Genomic DNA, 22724 nt, shown 5'->3' on the forward strand with positions numbered 1-22724 from the left:
GTAGAACCACTATGGTGACCATAGAACATGCTTTCCTCATACCGGCCGAGATTGACAAGGTTTTTAACTATCTTGCAAACCCGGCCAATGATGCAGGTTGGCAATTGTCGTGTAAGCATTCTGAACTGCTAGACAATACTCCACGTGTGGGCAGCAAGTATGAAATCGGTTTTAGCTTTATTGGTCGTGAGATGTCCTTTAAAGGTGAAATTACACATCTAGTACCGAATGAATTGTATGCGTTTAAAGTAGTGGAAGGACCCTTTCACTACACTGGAACTTACCGTTTCAAACCACATGCAGAAGGCACCTGGATTGAATGGGTGTTTGAGGCAGAGCCAGGCAGCTTTTTTGGTGTATTGCCCCCAGCACTGCTAAAAAAGATGGTACTCGCTCAGTTTAAAAAAGATGTTGCTAATCTTGAGGCATTGGCTCAGAAGGGTGAAGCCTATGAGTCGGTTGGCAATGAAAATAAACCAACTATCGAGACCAGTAAACCACGCCGCAAGACTCATCAGGTGATGGAACAATACGCGCGTTGGATTCTCAGACATCGCCGTATTGTGCTGACGGTGGTGATGCTTTTAACGCTTGCCTTGGCATATCTCGCATCTGGCGTAAAAATTATTATTGATCCAGATGCGCTTGCCCCCAAAGGTCATCCTTATATCACCTCCACCAAGCTGATTGAAAAGAAATTCGGCTCCAAGTACATGGTCGTGATCGGTATTACACCGAAGCAGGGTGATATTTATCAGCCGCAAGTATTAGAAAAAGTCAAACGCATTACTGAAGAAGTTGATAATGCTCCGGGTGTGGTTCGATCTACTCTAATGAGTCTGGCCGCGCGTCAGGCCAAAGGGATCACCGCCAATTCGGATGGATTTGATGCCAAGAAACTACTGCCGAATAGTTCTGTGACCGAAAGTGATGTCGATCACCTGAAAAAACTGTTGGCACTGAATCCGATCTATATGAATTCAGTCGTATCTAAAGATCAGAAAACTGCTGCTATTTTGCTTGAACTTGAGGAAAGTCCAGAAGGCTTCCAAAAGATGATGGGCCCGATCAACAAAATCGTAGCGGCTGAACAGTCTAAGGATATGACCATCAGTGTTGGTGGTAATCCAGTCTATTTAGATAAAGCCGAAGATTACTCTAAGCGTATCAACATCTTGTTCCCAATTGCCGTGTTGGTTATTGGATTATTGCACTTCGAAGCATTCCGCAGTAAACAAGGCCTGATTCTGCCATTAGTTACAGCTTTGCTGTCTGTAGCATGGGGTATGGGCATGATGGGGCTGTTCAAACAGCCGATGGATATTTTTAACTCTCCTACACCAATTCTGATTCTGGCCATCGCGGCAGGGCACGCCGTGCAGTTGCTCAAGCGATACTATGAAGATTTTGATCGTCTGATTGCCCAAGGGATGGAACCTAAAGCTGCAAATAGCGAAGCCGTGGTGCAGTCTATGGTTCGTGTTGGTCCAGTTATGATACTGGCTGGCGGAATTGCAGCGGCTGGATTCTTCTCTCTGTTGACCTTTAATATTCCGACTATCCGTTCATTCGGTATTTTTACAGGAATCGGGATCATCAGTACGCTGATCATTGAGATGACTTTTATTCCTGTACTTCGCTCGATGTTACCACCGCCTTCGGTTACTAAGGTTGCACGCAAAGGTTTGCCGATCTGGGACTGGATTCCAAAACGCATTGGTGATGTCATTTTGTCAGTTCGTCCGCGAATGATGCTAATGACTGTGATTGCAGTACTGGGCGTTTTTCTTGCTCTCGGCACGAGTCGTATTGTGGTGGATAACGATAGTCGCAACTTCTTCTCGCGCGATCTACCAATGCAGCAAGACGACAGATTCTTGAATCAGTCTCTTGGTGGCACAAACAGTCTCTACATCATGGTCGACACCAAAGTTCGTGATGGTATTGAAAACCCAGAAATCCTGAAAGCGATTGATAATACAGAGAAGTTCGCGAATTCAATTCCAGAGGTCGGTAAAACTATCTCTATCGTGGACTATATCAAGAGAATGAATCAGGCAATGAATGCCGATCAGCCACAGGCATTTCAGGTTCCAGCAACTAAAGATGTTGTTGCTCAATATCTGCTGCTGTATTCAATGTCTGGTGAGCCGACTGATTTTGAATCTTACATTGATACAACTCAGCGCTATGCCAAGATCACGATTCTGTTAAAAACAGGTAGTAATCACCGTATTAAAGAAATCCTTGAGTCGCTAAAAACATATATGGCGGGTCAATTGGGTGATAAAGCTGTTGTGAGTTTCGGTGGTGATGTGACTCAGACCATTGCTTTAACTGAAACGATGGTTCACGGCAAGCTGATGAATATTCTACAGATTTCATTTGCTGTATTCTTTATCTCTGCGCTAGTTTTCCGTTCGTTCTCTGCTGGACTCATTGTCCTGACACCACTTCTATTCTCGATCCTTGCGATCTTTGGTGTGATGGGCTGGCTCGATATTCCGCTCAATATTCCGAACTCTCTGATCTCAGCCATGGCGGTTGGTATTGGTGCAGATTACGCCATTTACTTCCTCTATCGCTTGCGAGAAATCTTGAGTGAAGAGGGCAGTGATATCAAAGATGCTATTCGTAAAACTTTAAGTACTGCTGGTAAGGCTTCGCTTTTTGTTGCGACTGCTGTTGCTGGTGGGTATGGCGTATTGTCCTTATCGCAAGGCTTCCATGTGCATCAATGGCTAGCGATGTTTATTGTGATTGCGATGCTTTTCAGTGTATTTGCAACCTTAATTATGGTACCTACAATGATTCTAATGTTGAAACCTCGTTTTATCTTTCCCTCAAATAAGAAGAACATTACCGTTGCACAAACTGTTGTGACAAGTCTCTTGTTGGGTACGGCGCTCACAATGTCGATGCCTAAAACATCTCATGCAGATGAGGTTCAAGACATTGTTAGCCGTAGTGATGATGCCTCTAAGTTCTTGTCTTCAAGTGCTAGTGCTAAATTTGTGCTGACATCTAAAAGCGGCGAGCAACGCGTACGTTTGACTAAAAATATGACTAAGCTTGCTGGAAATACTCAGAACAATATGCGTTTGACTGAATTCATCTCACCAGCAGATGTACAGGGAACCACGACGCTGTTGATTGAGAATGCAAAAGGCAGTGATAGCATGTTTGTCTATTTGCCTGCATTGAAAAAAGTACGTCGTTTGGCATCAGCGAATAAGGGGGATGCTTTTATTGGTACGGACTTTAGTTATGGTGATGTACTTGGTTATAAGCTAAGTGACTGGAAGTACACTAAACTGGCAGATGGCAAATTTAATGGCAAAGATTGCTACACGATTGAAGCAACGCCAATCAATAATACTGTGAAGAGTGACTTTGGTTATAGCAAACGTCGCATGTGTATCCTCAAAGACAATTTTGTTACGGCAACCATCGACATTTGGGATACAGCAGGTAAGCCGTTAAAGCATATTGAGTTCACAGATATCCGTCCTTACGGCAAAGTGAAACCAAGATGGCAGGCCATGAAATCTATGGCGAAAAATCTGCAAACTCAACATATGACACAAGTTATCGTCAATGATTTTGTCGCAGAGAAAACCTTATCCGATAAGCTTTTCTCACCGCAGAGTCTTGAAAAATGACGCAAGGTGCCTATTGGGTATTTGCATGCTGCAGTAGCTTTATGCTACTGCAGCATGCTCACGCAGATGACAGCGAAATTAGTTTTGTGAGCCAGAACTCAGCCAGACTCGATGTGTGGTCATCAGATCGTGATTTAAGTTCGTTAAAAAACATTGGACAAGCAAGCTTCTGGTCCAATGGTACGCTCAAGTTTAATCCAGAGTTTAAGATCCATTACGACATAAATATTGGAGACGAAACGGACCATACTGTAAACCCAGATCAGGTGAGCAAGGTAAATCGCAACTTACGTGAGTTGTATGCCTCTTATAACTGGGATCAGACCGTCTATGTCGATGTTGGTCGCCAGATTGTAGTCTGGGGGAGAGCTGATGGGATTAATCCGACAGATAACCTATCGCCCCGTGACTATACGCGCCTAGTACCAGATGAGACAGATCAACGTCTTGGAAATGATGCAATCAAATTGACATATATTCCTGAATCAGGAACCAATAAATGGACAGCATTGTGGTATCCGCGTAGTCGTTCAGATGTGATTCCATTGCGTCAGATTTCTGGTGTCCAGTATGAAATAGATAAGAAGAGCCGCCCTGCATTTGCAATGCGCTGGGATTATTCTGTAGATGGTCTCGATGTGGGTGCATCGTATTTCTCAGGTTTGGACCACATGCCCGATCTGTTAATTCTTTCTGCATCTCCAACAGGGGAGGCAACATTGCAGTTGAAAAATAATCCTATGTCCGTCTATGGATTTGATTTCAGTTATAACCATAACGATATCGTATGGCGCGGTGAAGCGGCATATACCCACACTGACTCGAATGGTAGTGAAGATCTTACGCACAAAAAAAATAATCTGACCGTGGTCATAGGTCCAGAATTAGCATTGAAAAATTCCACGCTAAGTTTGGTTGGCGTATACAAACATACGGAGGACTTTAGATCTGCCGACAGCTTAACAAATCCATCATTGAGTGCAGTCTACCGTTATCAGCAAACAATCAGTGACCAATATGAGCAGGATCAGTATGGAGCTATGCTGCGCTATGCACTTAATTTACTGAATGATAATCTAAAATTAGAAGTAACAGGATTCTACTTTGCACCAGAGCCTAATGAATTGTTGAGAGTACGTATTAATTACAGCCTTGATGATCACTGGCAATTGAATGTAGGTGGAGATCGCTTCTGGGGTAGAAATGATACGGTGTTAGGACAATTTAGAGATAACAGTCTGGTGTATGCCCAGGTTCGATATAATTTTTAAGATAATTCGCTCCAAAACAATACTGGGAGTGCCCAGTCCCTAATAAGGTGATTTATGGATAATTTAAATAACGCAAAAAAAGATAATTTTTCACGGAAGACCATATTAGTAACAGGTGCAGCAGGTTTTATTGGTAGCAGACTGATCGTTGATCTTCTGCGTGAAGGTCATCAGGTGATTGCTGCGCTGCGTAATGCTGCAACCAAGAAAGATAAGCTGTTAGGTTTCATTGCAACAGAAGGGCTGGTCGATCCGTCTATTTCGTTTGTCGAATATGATTTAAGCCGCGATTTTAAGCTGGACTCTCTGCTAGCGGATGCTCAGGCAAAGATCCATGTGATTTATCATCTTGCTGCATCCTTTAATTGGGGCATTAGCAAAGCTGAAGCTGAGCGTACCAATATTAAGTCAGGACTTGCCTTGATTGAATGGGCTGCAACATTGAAGCAGCTTGAGCGATTTATCTGGATTGGTGGATATCGTGTGGCTACTCCGCCACAAGAGTCAGCTGATGAGTTGTATTGCAAACATGGTGGCTATGAAGCTTCAAAAATCTTGGGTTATCAAGCTTTTATTGAGGCTTGTAAACGTTTAAATGTGCCATGGACTGCAATAAATCCAGCGACAGTCATTGATGGTTTTTATAACTATGGTGATATGCAATATATCGGTGTTGCTGACATGATTGATAAGCTCTATCAGGGACGTCTGCTGGCATTGCCAGGTGGTCGTGACACATTCCTGCCACTATGCAATATGCAGTATATCGTGAGCTTCTTGATTCGAACGATGTCTTATCCTGAGACTATTGCTCAGGAGTATATGTTGCTTGATCCTAAGACACCCAAATTTCATCGTCTCGTTCACCTAGCTGCCGAGCATTTGGGAGTCAGCACACCACATTTACAAGTACCCAAAGGTCTATTAGAGAAATTACCTGAGGTATTGCTTGATGGTTCTAAAGAACAACTCTCTTTCATTTCTACCGAGCACTATCATGTTGCTGGGGCAGAGACGATGGCAGCGAAAATGGGTATTGCAGACTTGATCAATATCACTCCTTATTTTTCTCGTTGGATTGATCGTTTGGTGCTTACACGCTTTGGTCGTATGCAAGTGCCAACACCTAGTCATTTCAGCTATCAGAATCGATATTGGACAGAAATCTATACTAAACAGCCGATTAGTTCTGACACATCATCTGCATTATTTTTACATGGGATTCCATTTGATAGTGCATGCTGGTCTCCAATCATTAATAAAATCACATACGATCAGGTCGCTATGATGGACCTGCCGGGACTTGGGCGTTCAGGCAGTTATGAGATGATGGAAGACAACAACCATCAATTTATTGATGCCGCTGCAAAGCTTTTAGCGCCAAATAGTATTGTTATTGCACATTCGTTAGGATGTCTTTTTGCGTTGAATCTTGCAAAGAAATATCCAGATAAAGTTGCACGTCTTATCCTCATATCACCTTATTTTGTTCAGGCACAGGCCGCTAAAATGTTTCAGATAAAAACCATATCTAATCTGATTTTCCGTTTTGTGCCAAAAGATATGATTGCTAAAGACCTACATCCAGATGGACAACAAAATCCGTCTGTTGGTTATGCGATGGATTCATTACGTCGAGTGTCGGTAGCCAAGCATATTAGTGAGTACATGCACCGTATTAGTTTGTCGCAGCAGCGAGCAACTCAGACAGCTTTGTTAAATGAACTTAGCTCTAAAGTTGAAATCATTGTAGGAGACAAAGACCCAATTGTTACTACAATAAGCTCAGATATCCCTGTGCATATCATCGCTGGCGCAGGCCATAATCCGCACGTTACACATGTAGATGCGGTTTCTGACTATCTCGCACCTGTTCTGATGAAATACAACAGCACTACCGCTTCCTAATGTCTGTTCGTGCCCAAGTGCAGGTTTATGTCTGCCCAGTTTCACGGGTACCACAAGACCATTTGGTATTGAGTCATTATCTCGGCTTTCTCAGTTCGGCAGAGAAGCTGAGATATGATCAATATCATCCTAAGGCGGCTCGCCTTTTCTTAATCTCTCGCGTATTAGTGAAGACTGTCTTGGCGGATAAGCTAGACATTTCTCCGCATGAGGTTAACCTCTTATTACATCCCAACGGCAAGCCTTTTGTACAAGGCAGCAAGGCTGTGTATTTTAATCTTACTCACTCAGCGGACGTTATTATTCTTGCTGTGACTGAAGAAGGGGAAATAGGAGTTGATATTGAAAAAGTGGATCGTGAATTCGAGTGGATGCGTGTCGATAGTGTGTTAGACCTAAGTGAAATTGAATGGATTAAAGAGAAAGAACTCACTGATTCATCCAGTGTATTTCAGCGATTTTTTCAAATATGGACCTTAAAAGAATCCTATATTAAATGTACTGGCGAAGGAATGAGCCGTCATTTAAAGAAGCTCAACTTTCATGTGTTGCCTGAGCATATACAATTTCTCGACTCAACCAATGATGCTCAAAAGACAGAAGAGTATTATTTTGAAAGCTATATATATGAACCCAACTTCATCTTTTCTATCTGTTTACAGCAAAGCCATAACCTAGAAAGATTTAATTTGGACTGTTTTCAATTATTACCCTTTATATCTACGCATCGAATAACTCCAACGCCTTGTAAATATAACTAGATTGAACCGTTATAACTGACGATTTAAAAATGTGAATCTAGTAATGAAATAATTGGCTTTGAGCTGAACCATTCTCAATAAATTATGCTGTGAATAGATAGACCGTAAAAAAATTATGAATTAATGAAAAGAAAAAAGCCCCAGTCTTTCGACTAGGGCCTTTTAAATTTGGAGCGGGAAACGAGACTCGAACTCGCGACCCCAACCTTGGCAAGGTTATGCTCTACCAACTGAGCTATTCCCGCATATATAAGCAGTTTTTACGAAAACTTTCTCAAAAAAAACCAATTTGGAGCGGGAAACGAGACTCGAACTCGCGACCCCAACCTTGGCAAGGTTATGCTCTACCAACTGAGCTATTCCCGCGTGCCGCTTATAATACATTAAGCGAAACATGGGTCAACAACTTTATGCAAATAAATATGCTGATTGCATAAAATAAAAACAGAAATGAGCAATTAGATGTATTTTTATCGTTAAGTTGCCGAATAAATAGACATTTTGTTTGGGGTCAAAGCATACAAGAGCAACTTTTGTTTGTGTGTAGACAGGGTATACTAGGTTCAAATATACGAATAATCGTAAAGGAAAAGCTATGAGCCTTGAACAACAATTGATTGAACGGTTACAAACCCTTGCACCTAGCCATTTGGAAGTTATTAATGAGTCGGCTGGACATGGTGGTTATTTCCCCGGTAAAGAGTCACATTTTAAAGTGATTGTAGTGAGTGAAGAATTTAACGGATTACGTTTAGTTCAACGTCATCAAAAAGTTTATGCCTTAGCTTCAGACTTAATGAATCCAGGTCAAATTCACGCTTTAGCAATTCATGCCTACTTACCAAGTGAGTGGCAAGGTCAAGCACCTGCTAGTCCAGAATGTGCACATGCACCTAAAAGCTAAGGGCTAATTTCATGGATGCACATTTACTCACTAAAATTATTCATATGACTGCGGTGGCTGCTGCACTTATGGTTTTTGTCTTACGCGCTTCAACTCTGTTTGTAGGCGTGCAAGGGGAGCAACCAAATCCTGCGGGACGTAAAATATTAGTTGCCTTACAACATTTGTCGTTTACCGTAGTTTTTATTACGGGTGCAATTTTATTGGTCATGAAAGACTTTCAGGTACAGCCGTGGTTTTACGCTAAAATTATTCTATTTTTAGTCTTGTTATCTTCTCTGATGAAAGCCTTTAAAAAAGATGACACTCTTTTATTGGCACAACGTAGGGCGGGTTTAATCATTAGTGCGATCGCATTTATTGCTATTATTATTTTAGTAATTGTGAAACCTGTTTTTGCTTAATTGTTCTACATTCTTTGCCTTTTTGCTTAAGCTCTAGGTTAAACTGCGTACAGTAAAAAAATATGCAGAGGGAAACATGTTAACTCGTGTGGTGTTTAACCAAAAAGGCGGTGTAGGGAAATCAAGTATTACTGTAAATTTGGCCGCAATTAGTGCCAAACATGGCTTAAGAACGTTGGTCATTGATCTTGATCCTCAAGCCAACTCTAGTCAGTACCTTTTAGGAGATGATGCAACCTATTCTGCTGAAAAATCAATTTTAGAACCAAATATCGAAAATTTCTTTGATGATGTGTTGGGAAACAATCAACAAAAGGGTTTAATCGGTAATGCATTAGGTTCGATTTTAAAAGCCCCACGAAATAAAGATATTGATAGCTTTGTACACTCAACTCCCTTTGCAAAATTAGACGTTCTTCCTGCTAGCCCGACACTTGGTGCTCTTGAACATGCTCTTGAAAGTAAACATAAAATTTATAAATTACGTGATTCAATTCAAAATTTAATTGGACGATATGATCGTATCTATATAGATACACCACCTGCATTTAACTTTTTTACTTTATCGGCACTCATAGCAGCAGATAAAGTCTTAATTCCCTTCGATTGTGATGTCTTTTCAAAGCGTGCGTTACAAACATTGATTGAAAATGTTCTCGAAACGCAAGATGATCATAATGATCGCTTGGAAATTGAAGGAATTGTCGTCAACCAATTTCAAGCTCAAGCAAAATTACCTCGGGAAGTGGTTCAGCAGTTGAAAGATGAAGGGTTGCCTGTACTTAATAGCATGTTACCTCCTTCTGTTTTAATGAAAGAATCGCATCAGAAAAATTTACCTTTGGCTCATTTGGCACCAGAACATAAATTGACTCAAGCTTATGAGATATTGTTTGGTGAAATTGAGCCAAAATGATAAGAGAAAAATGATGAAAGGCTTATATATTGCGCCTTTGGTGGCAGCCACTTTATTACTCGGCGCTTGTGCTACGACGGTAAAACCGACTTACGTGTCTCCGACTCAATATCAATCTTTGGGCTGTCAGCAGCTACAAAGTGAATATAACCGTATCCAACAATATATCGATAATGGCGTACAAACTCCGAAAAGTACCGGTATGGGTGTTGGACTTGGACTCGGCGGTGGTTGGGGACGAGGCGGTTGGGGATTCGGTCCATCTATCTCTGTAAATATGGGACAATCTTCTTCAACGAAAAATACCGAACTTTCACGTGTTTTAGGTCAGCAAGAAGCAATAGTTCAGGCTGCTCAGTTTAAAAATTGCCCGATTATTGTTCGAAAAAAGACGAATTAATAGTCAATTTTGCATCACAATATGCTAATTAAGGCATATTGTGATGAATAAAGTTTAGCAAAATGTTTCATAATAAAATTAATATAAATCAATACATTTTAAATTTTAAAGCTTAATAAATTCTGTATTTTCTATAATCAAAAGTCCTCACAAACTTGCTATATTTTGCCTATTTCGTTTAAGGTGGCCCCATCTTGGATGTTGTGGAAATTTTATGATTGAGAGTTGGTTTTTTGTATTGGCAATGTTGGCTGTTTTGCTCATTCCGGGGCCGACAAATGCTTTACTTGCAACCGCTGCTCATTCTCAAGGTTTATCTAAAGCATTCTGGCTTATCCCAATGGAATGGTTAGGCTATGCCTACGGTATTAGCTTTTGGGCTGTATTTATTCATTTAGCAGCTCCAATTTGGCCAGCACTACTGCTCATTTTGCATATTACGAGTGTACTTTATGTATTCTGGCTTGCTTTTCACTTATGGAAAAACACCCATTTACAACAGTTCAGTCAAAGTCACCGTAATATTCGACCACGTCAATTATTCTTATCAACCTTAAAGAATCCTAAAGCTTTGCTATTTGCAGCGGGTATCTTTCCTGCTGAAGCATGGAATTCGCCGGAAAATTTTCTTATCGTATTTGGTGTTTTTACATTAATCCTGATTCCGGCAGCAAGTTTCTGGATGCTTTTTGGACGAGCGTTGTTAACGGGTCCAATCAAAAAAATAAAAGCCGATCATTTATATAAAGGATCGGCCATGTTACTCATTTTATGTATGCTTCCGGTGGTATTCCGTTTCTTCTAATTAGTCTCGAACATTGGCTTTTCGGTTTTTGAGTTTTTCACGTATAAATCCGATGATGCCTGGTAAAACACTAATGATAATGATGCCGAAAATAAGATGGGTAAAGTTATCTTTAACGATTGGCATATTTCCAAATAAATAGCCTAAAGTTACAAAAGAAGCGACCCAACAGAATGCTCCAATCAGGTTATAAGTTAAGAAAAACTTATAGTTCATGCTACCAGCCCCAGCAACAAAAGGAGCAAAGGTGCGGGCAAATGGAACGAAGCGAGCAAAGATAATCGTTTTGCCGCCATGACGAGCAAAGAATTCTTGAGTTTTAACTAAATGCTGTTTGTTAATGAATCGAGAATTCATTTCAAACACACGTGGACCAATAAAACGTCCAATATGGTAGTTTACAGTGTCACCTAAAACGGCAGCAATGAAGAGTAGGGTGCCCAGTACCCATGGATCCATCGCACCTGTAGATGCTGCTAAAGCACCAGCTGCAAATAGCAAACTATCTCCCGGCAAGAACGGCATAACCACTAAACCGGTTTCAACAAAAATAATTAAAAATAGAATGCCATAAATCCACGTTCCGTAATTTATAATAAATTCGGCGAGATGTTGATCAACGTGTAGAATAAAATCAATAAGTTCCATGATAAGAGCAAGTGGTAAACCGTGCTCAAATCCTAGCAGTGAGCCTATAGAAAGTCAGTATAAAGCATCAAAAAAATACAAATTGATCATCTCGTTTATGCAACGATATATATGGATTTTGAGTATTTAATTATCAATGTCCCAAACCTAGAATGAGCTCATCAATAAATAAGCATTTAAATAAAGGTGGCAATATGTTTAATCCAAATGTAGTGGTCAAAAATATCGTAACGCAATCAGGCGCAGACAGTTTCATTAGCCTTATTGCGCGTCTTCTTATCGCCTATATCTTCCTTGTTGCAGGTTGGGGGAAAATTACCGGTTATGCAGCAACTGCTGGATATATGGAAGCAATGGGGGTTCCAGCAGGAATTCTTCCTTTAGTGATCTTGGTTGAGTTTGGTGGTGGTTTAGCCTTGTTATTTGGTTTCCAAGCACGCTTTGCGGCTTTTGGACTTGGAATCTTTAGTATTCTTACTGCATTTTTATTCCACCAAGGTGGTGCTGATGCAGCGGCGCAATATAACAATGGCATCCATTTCATGAAAAACCTTGCAATGGCAGGTGGTTTATTCTTCCTGATGCTTCATGGCGCTGGACGTATTAGTTTGGATCATGCAATCGAGAAATAATATTCAAGACAAAATAAAAACCGGATGATCAACTCATCCGGTTTTTTTTATTTCTAGGGACGTAAAATTAGAGCATGAATTGGATTTGTAATTCCCCAACAACAAAACCAAGTACTGCACCTACTGCAATGAGTGCCCACTCATCTTCTTTAAACGCAGGACGTAACATACCTTCAAATTCAGATGGTGTTAGTTTTTGCATACGTTCAATTAAAGTACTGCGAATATTCATAGCATCTTCTGCATAAGACTCTACGTATTTCATCGTTTCTGGAAGCCGTTGCATAATACGTTCAGCAACTTGCGATTTCATATCCTGATATTTTTCTCCGCCAATTGCGTAAACAACAAGTGGACGAATCACACCTGCTTGCATATCAATTTCTTGTTTAACATGGCGGTTAACCAGATCAATAACACGCGCAGAATGTGTACCAGAAAATAATTCTTCCATCATATGGCGAGAAGTTAAAAGCTGTTTGGAAATTAACGCTGCGTAGTCAGCGGCAACTTCATTTTGACGTTTAATAAACAAACCTTGCCACGTATAGCCCAATATTTTTTTAGGATAAAGTGGTCTAAACATCATTTGTAATGCAATCCAGTCACTGAAAAAACCTACAAAGCCGCCAAACATTGGTAGCATCCAAGGGTATTTACCTTGCGTGATAATCCAGCATAGCATCTGAATCACACCAATACCGAAGCCAAATACAAATCCGACATTACTAAAAAATTTAAATTCTTGTTTGCCCACTCGTTTAAAAATATTGTTGAGGAGGCGTTTGTCTTTAAGCAAGTTGCTGATAACAAGATGTTTAATATCAAAATATCGGTTCACATCACGTTGTACTTCACTCATGATGTGTTCAACAATCTCGGGTGCTTTTGATTGTACACGACGAATGAGTCTTTGACGCGCAAACTCTGGCATGCCTTCCCATAACCCCGGCTGATATTCTTGAGCAACATCACGGGTAATATCTTCAGCTGCGGCAAGCAGTGGTTTTTCTATTTCTTTGGCAATACGTTTAGGATCTAGGCGTGCAAAAATTTCTTCAGGTTTAATGAGTTTGGCTGTCATGAGTTCAACAGCAATGGTTGCCATTTTCTCGGCTTTGCGTGGCACGATGCCTTGCCAACCAAGAAATGGTTTAATGCCTTTAAATTCAAGTGGCGAAAACATCATCTGAATGGCGATCACCTTGGTGATGTAGCCAATTAAACCACTCATAAAAGGAATAGAGATATACAACCAAAAATGTTGCTGGAAATCTGCAATCATAGTTTGAAGCATTGTTGTTCCTTAGATTTCTATTGATTTTGATAGGGGGCAACAAGCCATAAAAATGGATAATTGTTTAAGCACAGACAAATATCGCTTATGGTATTTACCTTTCCATGGTAATGCCTGTTTTATCGGGTCATCTTAACATCAAATTCATGGTGATGTTGCATAGAATGTGATGAATTTATCAATACGTGTGTGGTTTTTAAGACTAACCCAGATGTTTGATAAATATAAGTAAATATTAATTTATGTCAAAGAATTCAACGATAGAAATGATTCAGAAATGAAAAAAATAAGATATATGATGATTTGCGGTGCGCCGAAGCGTGAAAAATGTTAAAATGACGCGCTTAATTCTTTTGCCATTTAGTGGTTTGTCATGACTACCAATACTCAAATTACTGAAGATCGTATCCTGATTCTGGATTTCGGCTCTCAATATAGCCAGCTCATTGCACGTCGTGTACGTGAAGCCGGTGTTTACTCTGAAATGTATGCTTTTGATATGTCTGAAGAAGACATTCGTGCTTTTAAGCCAAATGGCATTATTTTGTCAGGTGGACCTGAGAGTGTGCATGAAGAAGGCAGCCCACGTGCACCGCAAGTGGTGTTTGAGTTGGGTGTTCCAGTATTGGGTATTTGCTATGGTTTGCAAACCATGTCTGAACAGTTAGGCGGTAAAGTTGAGCCGGGTACTGTACATGAGTTTGGTTATGCCGAAGTTGATATCGTTAAACGTGACCAACTGATTGGCAATTTACAAGATCGTGAAGACCAACTTCATGTTTGGATGAGCCATGGCGACAAAGTGAGCCAGATTCCAGAAGGTTTTAGCATTACTGCAAGCACACCAAGTTGTCCAGTTGCTGCTGTAAGTGACGAAACACGCCGTTTCTATGGCGTGCAATTCCACCCAGAAGTAACGCACACGGCAAAAGGTGAAGAATTACTTGCAAATTTTGTTCATAAAATTTGTGGATGTGGCGGTCTTTGGACACCTGAACACATCATTGATTTGCGTGTAGAACAATTACGTAAACAAATTGGTGATGAAAAAGTTCTTTTAGGTCTTTCTGGTGGTGTTGACTCATCTGTAGTTGCTGCACTTCTACATAAAGCAATTGGCGACCAGTTAACATGCGTATTTGTTGACAACGGTTTACTTCGTTTAAACGAAGGTGACCAAGTAATGCAAATGTTTGCTGAAAACATGGGTATCCGTGTTATTCGTGCAGATGCTGAACAACGTTTCTTAACTGCATTGGCTGGTGAAGTTGATCCAGAGAAAAAACGTAAAATCATTGGTCGTGAATTCATCGAAGTATTTGCTGAAGAAGCACGTAAACTTGATGGCGTGAAATTCTTGGCGCAAGGTACGATTTACCCAGACGTAATCGAATCTGCTGCAAGCAAACAAGGTAAAGCACACGTTATTAAATCTCACCACAACGTGGGTGGCTTACCAGACGATTTAGAGTTTGAGTTGGTTGAACCTTTACGTGACTTGTTTAAAGATGAAGTTCGTAAATTAGGTACGACACTTGGCTTACCTCATAGCATGATTTACCGTCATCCATTCCCGGGCCCTGGTTTAGGTGTTCGTATTTTGGGTGAAGTGAAAAAAGAATATGCAGATATTCTTCGTCTTGCTGATGACATCTTTATGCAAGAGCTTCGCGACAGTGGCTGGTATGACAAAACAGCTCAAGCATTTGCTGTATTCCAACCTGTTAAGTCAGTTGGGGTAGTAGGTGATGGTCGTCGTTATGCATGGGTAATCGCACTTCGTGCAGTTGAAACAGTTGACTTTATGACAGCTCGTTTTGCACATTTACCATACGAATTGGTTGATAAAATCTCAACACGTATTATGAATGAAATTAAAGATGTATCACGTGTTGTATACGACGTGTCATCTAAACCACCAGCAACGATTGAGTGGGAATAATTTTCCTCTGTTTGTTGGTAAAGAAAAGGACGCGTTAGCGTCCTTTTTTATTACTTAACTTTTAAAGATAAAAATTAATTTTGATACTTAAAACTTTGATTGTCTCATTCATAACACTCTGTGTATTACTAAAAGACTATATTGAATAATGAGTGTATTGTTAAGATCATTAAAACAACTCATTGCAAAAGCATAGGTAAAAGAGAGTAATATCATGAGCAATAATAATGATTACGATATTTCTGATTCAAAAGATTGCGAGAAATTTACCAATCAATTTATTCAGGAATTTCCAATTCGCTCTGCTGAAATTGGACAGGGGACAGTCATTAAGCGGGCTTTACCTAGCCGACAAAAACGAATGATTGGAGCATGGTGTTTCCTAGATCATGCAGGCCCAGTAAGCTTTCCTGCTGGTGATGGTTTAGATGTTGGTCCTCATCCTCATATTGGTTTGCAAACCTTCACGTGGATGATCGAAGGCACCATGATGCATACTGATAGCTTGGGTTCAAAACAACTTATTCGTCCTAAGCAAGTGAACTTAATGACAGCAGGTCACGGCATTTCACATACAGAAGTTGCACCTGATACAGAAACTCAAATGCACGCTGCGCAGCTTTGGATTGCTTTGCCAGATACTAAGCGCAATATGGATCCGAAATTTGAACATTACCCAGAGCTACCTGTAGTTGAAAAAGACGGTCTAGAATTTACTGTTCTTGTGGGTGAATATTTGGCAACTACTTCTCCAGTAGTGGTTCATACGGCATTAGTTGGTGTCGACTTAATTGCTACCGAAGATACTAAAACCCGTATTCCATTAAATCCTAATTATGAATATGGCTTTATGGCATTAGAAGGTGTTGCCCATGTAAATGGTCATGAGTTAACTGCTGACAACATGGTGGTATTAGATACTGGATTGAGTGAAATTGAGATTGAAGTAAAAAAAGGCAATCGTATTCTTTTGATTGGTGGTGAACCGTTTGAAACGCCAATTTTACTCTGGTGGAATTTTGTTGCACGTACAATGGATGATTTAAAAGAAGCACGCGAGCAATGGATTAACCATGATGCGCGTTTTGGTGAAATTCCAGATTATGTGGGTGCACGTTTAGAAGCCCCTGTTCTTCCAGATCAAATGAGAGCATCAAAATGACAGCAGTAATCGCAAGCAGTAAAGCAAAGCCCCTTGCTGAACAATGGAAGGGTGAAATCACCAGTGGACGTCATCAATATTTTTGTGATGAGCCTGAAAAACTTGAAGGGCAGGACCAAGGCCCAGCACCCTATGATTTGCTCACTGGAAGTTTAGCTGCGTGTACGCTTATCACTTTAAGAATGTATGCAAAGCATAAAGGTTATGATTTTGGTGAGTTTTCGGTTGAAATTGATTTTCATACCAATAGAGAGCATGAAGAACATATAGAACGTCGTATTGTTTTTAAAGACTTACCAGATGAAGAACTTCAGCAAAAAATCTTAACGGTATGTAGTAAAACGCCAGTGACTAAAACTTTGTTACGTAGTTTAGACATTCATACTGTGCTTGTTACAGTGTAAAAATGCTATTTTGTGGAGGTGGATGATTTTATATCCATTCCACAAATGGAATAAAACAGCATGTTCACATGCTGTTTTTTATGTAAAAAGAAAAATAAAAGCAGGCAATAACATGATTAGTGTACACCACCTGGAATGTTCGCGATCGTTTCGAATTTTATGGGCTTTAGAAGAGTTAAGCTTAGATTATGATATTCATTATTATCAACGCTTACCTAACTATTCCGCTCCAGAAACATTGAAATGTATTCATCCTTTAGGTAAAGCTCCGATTTTGACTGATGATGAGCAAGTCATCGCAGAATCTGCTGTGATCTTGGAATATTTACAGCAGCATTATGATCAAAAGCAGCAATTTAAACCTACACAGCCCCAAGATTTACAGCAGTATATTTATTGGATGCACTATGCTGAAGGTTCACTTATGCCACTATTAGTCATGACTTTGGTCATGAATAGTGTAAACAAGCATGTGCCATGGTTAATTCAACCCGTAGCAAAAAAAATCACGGAAGGGGTGAAGGCAAATTTTGTTCGCCCACGTATGAAAGATCATATTAGTTTTTTAGAAAACTATTTGGCAGAGCATGAATATTTCGCAGGCGATTTTTCATTTGCTGATATTCAGATGAGTTTCCCACTGGAAGCTTTGCAATCACGTTTGCAAGGGAAATACCCTAATATTCAGGCTTTTTTACATCGTATTCAGCAAAGACCCGCATTTCAGAAAGCGAAACAAAAGGGAATGGGTACTAATGAAAGGAATTGTGCTGATATTTAAAAGAAAAGGAACAATTATTTGTTCCTTTTTTATTTGCCGTTTACTTGCGTTTGATCACGATGGAATCAATGCCGCTGTGTTGTAAGGTCTGTTGAGCGGCCAATGCAGCATCTTGGGAGTCATAAGGACCTGAAATAACACGGTACCATATTTGCCCATTTTCACTACTTTTGACTACATCTGCAGATAAGCCATTCAAAATGATTTCTGCACGGCGAGCGTCAGCCTGATCGGGGTCATTATAGCTGCGAACCTGTAAAATATAGGTTGGTTGCTGAGGAGCAGTGGCTGATGGATTAGCATCAATTCCTGCACTTTCTGAAGCTGCTGGTTGAGCTGCACTTGGTGCCTCAACAATCATGGCTGTACCTTGATTTTTGCTCTCAGGAATCGCTTGCTCTGGAATAGGTGTTACTTGTTGTTGAGGTAATAGATCGTAGAAACGATAGTCTTTATTGGTATCTTCTTCTTGATAGTGTTCAGAGGTAATCTGATTTTTTGCGGGAACAGGTTGCCAAGGTTTCCAAAGCATAAGCACTACAGCGATACATAAGACCGCCAAAATAGCGACAAGTGTCCCTAACCATTTAGGAATTAGGGGCTTTTTAGGCTTGTTAGGTCTTTCAGATACACCGCGTTGCGTTTTGCCAAACACGTGGATTATTCCTCTGTATTTTGATTGTTTTAATTCGAGTTTGAGTCTCGTATTACGATGCTGAAACAGTGGTTCGTATTAGCTATTTTAACTCTACAAACCACTGCTTACTATATATTGCATGACCTTTATTTTAGTGCCATGTAATATAATTTTTACATAGATTCTGGTGCAGAAACACCAAGCAATTCTAAACCATTGCGCAACACTTGTTGTACATTGATTGAAAGTAATAAACGTGCTTGTGTAAGCTCGGCATCATCGCTTAATACTTTATGTTCATTGTACCAACCGTGGAACAAGGCAGCTAACTCTTTTAAATAGTTACCCAACTGATGTGGTTCATAAGCATTTGCAGCTCGCAACACTGCATCTGGATAAGCTGCTAATTTAGCAAGAATCTCAGTTTCAGCATCAAGAGACAAACGTGTCGCATGTGGACGAGCAGTGTTTACATCGAATTGTAAATTTGTGCTTGCTGCTTTTTCCAACATACGGCAAATACGTGCATGCGCATATTGAATATAGTACACAGCATTGTCTTTACTTTGTGACACAGCAAGGTCAAGGTCGAAGTCGATGTGTTGTTCGCTCTTACGCATTACGTAGTAGAAACGAGCCGCGTCATTGCCCACTTCTTTACGCAAGTCACGTAAAGTCACGAACTGACCTGAACGAGATGACATTTGAACCATCTCGCCACCACGCCATAGACTTACGAACTGAACCAAAAGTACAGTTAATTTTTTAGAGTCGTAACCCATCGCATCAATTGCCGCTTTTACGCGAGAAATATAGCCGTGGTGGTCAGAGCCCCAAATGTCGATTAGGTCCGTATAACCACGTTGTAATTTATTCAAGTGATATGCAATGTCTGATGCAAAGTATGTAGTTTGGCCGTTACGACGTTTAACAACACGGTCTTTTTCATCACCAAATTCAGTTGATTTAAACCAGATGTTGCCATCTTTTTCATAAAGGAAGCCACGTTGATCAAGTGTTTCTAAAGCTTCATCAATTTTTGCACTAAGAGATGCTTCACTAAACCATTGATTGAAGGTTACACCGAAGTCAGCAAGGTCATCTTTAATGTCATCTAAAATGGCATGAAGAGCAGCTTGGTGGAATACGCGGTAGCCTTCACCTAACAACTGTTGTGAATTGGCAATAAGTCCATCAATGTGTTTTTCTTTGTCGCCAGATAAAACGACTTTATTGCCGTCGCTATCTAGTTCTTCTGCATATTGTACGTCTTCTGGCACATCTTTATAGACATCAGCCACTTCGCGAAGGTAGGCATCGCCATCTTTATCAATAATAGTTTGTGCGATTTCTTTAACGTAATCGCCTTGATAAGCATTTTTTGGAAATACAAGGTTTTGACCAAGTAATTCTAAATAACGTAAATAAGTAGAAGTCGCCAAAATGTCCATTTGACGGCCAGCATCATTCACATAGTATTCACGGTCAACTTTAGCACCTGTTGCTTCAAGTAACGTAGCAACAGTCATACCATATGCAGCGCCACGGCCATGTCCTACATGTAGACTAGACGTTGGGTTTGCAGAAACAAATTCAACTTGGATCTTTTTCGCTGCATTCGCTTGGCTGCGACCAAAGATTTCTTTTTGTGCTTGAATCTGGTCAAGAATAGCAAAGCGCTGGTCTGCATTTAAAAAGAAGTTAATAAAACCAGGTCCTGCGATTTCAGCTTTGCTGATATCTGCAACTTCTGGTAATGCAGTTAGAACTTTCTCAGCTAAATCTCGTGGTTTCATACCAGCAGCTTTCGAGCCGATCATGGCAATATTAGAAGCAAAGTCGCCATGGCTTCGGTCTTTGGTGCGTGTTAAGTTGCTTGTGTTTTTCCAGTCGGAAGGAAGCACCCCTTCTTGTTGAAGAGTTTGCACTGCATGGTCGAGAGCTGCTTGTATTGCCGTATTCATATCAATCGAAAATAGATGTCGCAGAAAAACGTCAAATATAGCAAATTTCCTAGGAGTTAGGGGAGTGGATTTAATATTCGAGTAATTCTTTTTGTGCAACTTAACGAGTATTATTTTTTAAATGAATATTGCAGGGTGGACTGTCTCATTATTCTAAAAACAAATAAATACAAGCCTTCTGTGGTTTTTTAATCAGTAAATGACACTAAAAACCTACCATTATTTCTTGGGGAAATATATGGTAGTATTAAAATGTATAGTTTAGACCAATAAAATTAAAATAATAAAAGATTTTTTAAAAATATAAAATTATTAAGATATTGATATTTATTGTTTATTTTTATACATGTTTTAACTAAATAGTCTTTAATTTTACCATCACGGTTTAAAATATCTATTTTGAACGAATTAGGCTTAAGCTTATACGCACAAAGAGTTTTAGAGACCATACAAAAACGTGTTTTTCTCTACTCTAAGCTGGAAAATGAGATAGGCAATGATATCAGGACACCCAAGTAAACATCCCCTTTATATCCCATATGCAGGTTTTACACTTTTAGAGTTACCACTTCTAAACAAAGGTTCTGCTTTCACTGAAGAAGAAAGAAGTAACTTTAACTTACACGGTTTACTCCCCCATATTATTGAAACTATTGAAGAGCAGAGCCAGCGCTCTTATCAACAATATTGCGCTTTCACTGATGATATTAACCGACATATCTATCTGCGTAATATCCAAGATACCAATGAAACCTTGTTCTATCATCTAATCGAAAATCATCTTGAAGAAATGATGCCGATTATTTACACCCCAACAGTAGGTGAGGCATGTCAGCGTTTCTCTGATATCTATCGTCGTCATCGTGGTGTTTTTATTTCATATCCAGATCGTGATGTGATTGATGATATTTTGCAAAACGTAAATAAAAATAATGTAAAAGTCATCGTGATTACTGATGGTGAACGTATCTTAGGTCTTGGTGACCAAGGTATTGGCGGAATGGGGATTCCTATTGGAAAACTTTCGCTTTACACCGCTTGTGGTGGGATTAGTCCAGCTTATACATTACCAATCACAATTGATGTAGGGACGAACAATCCACAGCTGTTAAATGATCCGATCTATATGGGCTGGCGTCAGCCGCGTATTAGCGGCGATGAATATTACGCATTTGTAGATATGGTGATTGATGCTGTGAAGCGTCGTTGGCCAAAAGCATTAATTCAGTTTGAAGATTTCGCACAAAAAAATGCGATGCCACTTTTAGAAAAATATCGCGATAAAATTTGTTGTTTTAATGATGATATTCAAGGAACAGCGGCGGTATCTGTAGGTAGTTTGATTGCTGCGAGCCGTGCAGCGGGCAAGCAATTAAAAGATCAAACAATTGCTTTCTTAGGTGCAGGTTCGGCAGGTTGTGGTATCGCGGAGCAAATAGTTGCTCAAATGGTTGCTGAAGGTTTAACTGATGCGGAAGCGCGTGCTCGCGTTTATATGGTAGACCGTTTTGGTTTGATCACCGAGAATCAACCAAATTTGCTCGACTTCCAACGTAAGTTGGCACAAAAAGCTGAGGTGATTGATCAGTGGGGCAATATTGAAGAAGTGATTTCACTACTTGATGTTGTTAAAAATGCTAAGCCTACAGTGTTAATTGGTGTTTCTGGTCAGCCTGGTTTGTTTACCGAAGAAATCATTAAGACTTTAGCTGCAAATTGCGAACGCCCAATAGTCATGCCATTGTCAAATCCAACTTCACGTGTTGAGGCTGTACCTGCTGATATTGTGGAGTGGACTGAAGGCAAAGCATTAATTGCAACAGGTAGTCCGTTTGCTCCTGTAAATCATCACGGCAAACTTTATAATATTTCTCAGTGTAATAACTCATACATTTTCCCAGGCATTGGCTTAGGTGTGGTGGCATCGGGTGCTAAGCGTGTGACCGAAAATATGTTAATGGCATCAAGTAGTGCTTTAGCAAATTGTTCTCCATTGCTTAAAGATCCACAAGCTGATTTGTTACCGCCGTTGGGTGAAATTCAACAAGTGTCTAGAGTTATTGCATTTGAAGTTGCGAAAGCTGCAATGGCAGATGGTGTAGCTGTAACGATTAGTGATGATTTGCTTAAGCAGAAAATTGATCAATCATTCTGGAAACCTGAATATCGCAAATATAAGCGTATTCCTTTCTAAGAATGAGAATAAAAAAAGAGGAGCGTCAGCTC

The 22724-nt window shown here is 40.1% G+C and carries 19 protein-coding genes and 2 tRNA genes; 15 read left to right on the top strand and 6 right to left on the bottom strand.

The features are described from left to right. Positions 1-11 precede the first annotated feature (11 nt). The 4 genes from ACS604_RS15670 to ACS604_RS15685 are packed head-to-tail and all read left to right on the top strand — an operon-like array spanning position 12 to position 7602. Positions 12-3662 (top strand): outer membrane lipoprotein-sorting protein, encoded by a 3651-nt coding sequence (locus ACS604_RS15670; RefSeq protein ID WP_474772204.1) that lies wholly within the window; start codon positions 12-14, stop codon positions 3660-3662. Continuing rightward, positions 3659-4933, top strand: coding sequence for a porin (locus ACS604_RS15675; RefSeq protein ID WP_474772205.1), 1275 nt, complete (start codon positions 3659-3661; stop codon positions 4931-4933). The genes ACS604_RS15670 and ACS604_RS15675 overlap by 4 nt, the downstream gene beginning before the upstream one ends. 54 nt (positions 4934-4987) lie before the next feature. Beyond that, positions 4988-6841 carry an alpha/beta fold hydrolase gene (locus tag ACS604_RS15680; protein ID WP_474772207.1) on the top strand — a complete coding sequence of 618 codons (1854 nt, stop codon included), beginning with the start codon at positions 4988-4990 and terminating at the stop codon, positions 6839-6841. Further along, positions 6841-7602, top strand: a complete 762-nt coding sequence (locus ACS604_RS15685) for a 4'-phosphopantetheinyl transferase family protein (RefSeq protein ID WP_174729196.1) — start codon at positions 6841-6843, stop codon at positions 7600-7602. The genes ACS604_RS15680 and ACS604_RS15685 overlap by 1 nt, the downstream gene beginning before the upstream one ends. A gap of 169 nt (positions 7603-7771) precedes the next feature. Here ACS604_RS15685 and ACS604_RS15690 read toward each other — a convergent pair. Next, positions 7772-7847: transfer RNA gene (locus ACS604_RS15690), tRNA-Gly, on the bottom strand. 45 nt (positions 7848-7892) lie between these two features. Continuing rightward, positions 7893-7968, bottom strand: a tRNA-Gly gene (locus tag ACS604_RS15695). A gap of 229 nt (positions 7969-8197) precedes the next feature. On the opposite strand from ACS604_RS15695, the gene ACS604_RS15700 reads away from it, so the two are divergent. From ACS604_RS15700 to ACS604_RS15720, 5 genes are all read left to right on the top strand, one after another. Beyond that, a complete protein-coding gene (locus tag ACS604_RS15700) occupies positions 8198-8506 on the top strand; it encodes a BolA family protein (protein WP_000051228.1) in 309 nt (102 codons plus the stop codon). 11 nt (positions 8507-8517) lie between these two features. Next, positions 8518-8910 (top strand): SirB2 family protein, encoded by a 393-nt coding sequence (locus ACS604_RS15705; RefSeq protein ID WP_004795332.1) that lies wholly within the window; start codon positions 8518-8520, stop codon positions 8908-8910. A 76-nt stretch (positions 8911-8986) separates the two neighbouring features. Next, complete coding sequence (locus ACS604_RS15710) at positions 8987-9826, top strand: ParA family protein (RefSeq protein ID WP_174729199.1); 840 nt, start codon at positions 8987-8989, stop codon at positions 9824-9826. A 13-nt stretch (positions 9827-9839) separates the two neighbouring features. After that, positions 9840-10226 carry a hypothetical protein gene (locus ACS604_RS15715; protein ID WP_004795328.1) on the top strand — a complete coding sequence of 129 codons (387 nt, stop codon included), beginning with the start codon at positions 9840-9842 and terminating at the stop codon, positions 10224-10226. Positions 10227-10440: 214 nt separating this feature from the next. After that, positions 10441-11031, top strand: a complete 591-nt coding sequence (locus ACS604_RS15720; protein ID WP_151964490.1) for a LysE family translocator — start codon at positions 10441-10443, stop codon at positions 11029-11031. Here ACS604_RS15720 and ACS604_RS15725 read toward each other — a convergent pair whose 3' ends face one another. Next, on the bottom strand, positions 11032-11679 hold the full coding sequence (locus ACS604_RS15725; RefSeq protein ID WP_111856346.1) for a DedA family protein: 648 nt from the start codon (positions 11677-11679) through the stop codon (positions 11032-11034). It abuts the gene before it with no gap. Positions 11680-11873: 194 nt separating this feature from the next. Between ACS604_RS15725 and ACS604_RS15730 the strand changes: the two genes are divergently transcribed. Then, positions 11874-12311, top strand: coding sequence for a DoxX family protein (locus tag ACS604_RS15730; RefSeq protein WP_004795325.1), 438 nt, complete (start codon positions 11874-11876; stop codon positions 12309-12311). A gap of 67 nt (positions 12312-12378) precedes the next feature. Here the strand turns inward: ACS604_RS15730 and ACS604_RS15735 are convergent, their stop codons facing one another. Beyond that, a complete protein-coding gene (locus ACS604_RS15735; RefSeq protein ID WP_171056882.1) occupies positions 12379-13596 on the bottom strand; it encodes a DUF445 domain-containing protein in 1218 nt (405 codons plus the stop codon). Between the two features lie 385 nt (positions 13597-13981). On the opposite strand from ACS604_RS15735, the gene guaA reads away from it, so the two are divergent. The 4 genes from guaA (at position 13982) to ACS604_RS15755 (ending at position 17897) form a co-directional block, all read left to right on the top strand. After that, on the top strand, positions 13982-15550 hold the full coding sequence (gene guaA, locus ACS604_RS15740) for a glutamine-hydrolyzing GMP synthase (RefSeq protein WP_174740798.1): 1569 nt from the start codon (positions 13982-13984) through the stop codon (positions 15548-15550). A gap of 214 nt (positions 15551-15764) precedes the next feature. Continuing rightward, on the top strand, positions 15765-16712 hold the full coding sequence (locus ACS604_RS15745) for a pirin family protein (RefSeq protein ID WP_151964494.1): 948 nt from the start codon (positions 15765-15767) through the stop codon (positions 16710-16712). Then, on the top strand, positions 16709-17116 hold the full coding sequence (locus ACS604_RS15750) for an OsmC family protein (RefSeq protein WP_005309135.1): 408 nt from the start codon (positions 16709-16711) through the stop codon (positions 17114-17116). Before ACS604_RS15745 ends, ACS604_RS15750 begins: the two co-directional genes overlap by 4 nt. Positions 17117-17228: 112 nt before the next feature. Beyond that, on the top strand, positions 17229-17897 hold the full coding sequence (locus ACS604_RS15755) for a glutathione S-transferase (protein ID WP_151964495.1): 669 nt from the start codon (positions 17229-17231) through the stop codon (positions 17895-17897). A 40-nt stretch (positions 17898-17937) separates the two neighbouring features. Here ACS604_RS15755 and ACS604_RS15760 read toward each other — a convergent pair whose 3' ends face one another. Continuing rightward, positions 17938-18552, bottom strand: a complete 615-nt coding sequence (locus ACS604_RS15760) for an SPOR domain-containing protein (RefSeq protein WP_013199189.1) — start codon at positions 18550-18552, stop codon at positions 17938-17940. Between the two features lie 155 nt (positions 18553-18707). Further along, complete coding sequence (argS, locus tag ACS604_RS15765; protein WP_238612771.1) at positions 18708-20498, bottom strand: arginine--tRNA ligase; 1791 nt, start codon at positions 20496-20498, stop codon at positions 18708-18710. 496 nt (positions 20499-20994) lie between these two features. Here argS and ACS604_RS15770 point away from each other — a divergent pair, with 496 nt between their 5' ends. Continuing rightward, positions 20995-22692: an NAD-dependent malic enzyme gene (locus tag ACS604_RS15770; RefSeq protein WP_474772209.1), complete on the top strand. Its 1698-nt coding sequence runs from the start codon at positions 20995-20997 to the stop codon at positions 22690-22692. Positions 22693-22724 lie beyond the last annotated feature (32 nt).

Source organism: Acinetobacter sp. Li1LvA2, assembly GCF_056156705.1.

Coding starts and splice junctions, on each gene's coding strand:
- ACS604_RS15670 (WP_474772204.1), top strand. CDS start 12: ATGGTGACCATAGAACATGCTTTCCTCATACCGGCCGAGATTGACAAG.
- ACS604_RS15675 (WP_474772205.1), top strand. CDS start 3,659: ATGACGCAAGGTGCCTATTGGGTATTTGCATGCTGCAGTAGCTTTATG.
- ACS604_RS15680 (WP_474772207.1), top strand. CDS start 4,988: ATGGATAATTTAAATAACGCAAAAAAAGATAATTTTTCACGGAAGACC.
- ACS604_RS15685 (WP_174729196.1), top strand. CDS start 6,841: ATGTCTGTTCGTGCCCAAGTGCAGGTTTATGTCTGCCCAGTTTCACGG.
- ACS604_RS15700 (WP_000051228.1), top strand. CDS start 8,198: ATGAGCCTTGAACAACAATTGATTGAACGGTTACAAACCCTTGCACCT.
- ACS604_RS15705 (WP_004795332.1), top strand. CDS start 8,518: ATGGATGCACATTTACTCACTAAAATTATTCATATGACTGCGGTGGCT.
- ACS604_RS15710 (WP_174729199.1), top strand. CDS start 8,987: ATGTTAACTCGTGTGGTGTTTAACCAAAAAGGCGGTGTAGGGAAATCA.
- ACS604_RS15715 (WP_004795328.1), top strand. CDS start 9,840: ATGAAAGGCTTATATATTGCGCCTTTGGTGGCAGCCACTTTATTACTC.
- ACS604_RS15720 (WP_151964490.1), top strand. CDS start 10,441: ATGATTGAGAGTTGGTTTTTTGTATTGGCAATGTTGGCTGTTTTGCTC.
- ACS604_RS15725 (WP_111856346.1), bottom strand. CDS start 11,679: ATGGAACTTATTGATTTTATTCTACACGTTGATCAACATCTCGCCGAA.
- ACS604_RS15730 (WP_004795325.1), top strand. CDS start 11,874: ATGTTTAATCCAAATGTAGTGGTCAAAAATATCGTAACGCAATCAGGC.
- ACS604_RS15735 (WP_171056882.1), bottom strand. CDS start 13,596: ATGATTGCAGATTTCCAGCAACATTTTTGGTTGTATATCTCTATTCCT.
- guaA (WP_174740798.1), top strand. CDS start 13,982: ATGACTACCAATACTCAAATTACTGAAGATCGTATCCTGATTCTGGAT.
- ACS604_RS15745 (WP_151964494.1), top strand. CDS start 15,765: ATGAGCAATAATAATGATTACGATATTTCTGATTCAAAAGATTGCGAG.
- ACS604_RS15750 (WP_005309135.1), top strand. CDS start 16,709: ATGACAGCAGTAATCGCAAGCAGTAAAGCAAAGCCCCTTGCTGAACAA.
- ACS604_RS15755 (WP_151964495.1), top strand. CDS start 17,229: ATGATTAGTGTACACCACCTGGAATGTTCGCGATCGTTTCGAATTTTA.
- argS (WP_238612771.1), bottom strand. CDS start 20,498: ATGAATACGGCAATACAAGCAGCTCTCGACCATGCAGTGCAAACTCTT.
- ACS604_RS15770 (WP_474772209.1), top strand. CDS start 20,995: ATGATATCAGGACACCCAAGTAAACATCCCCTTTATATCCCATATGCA.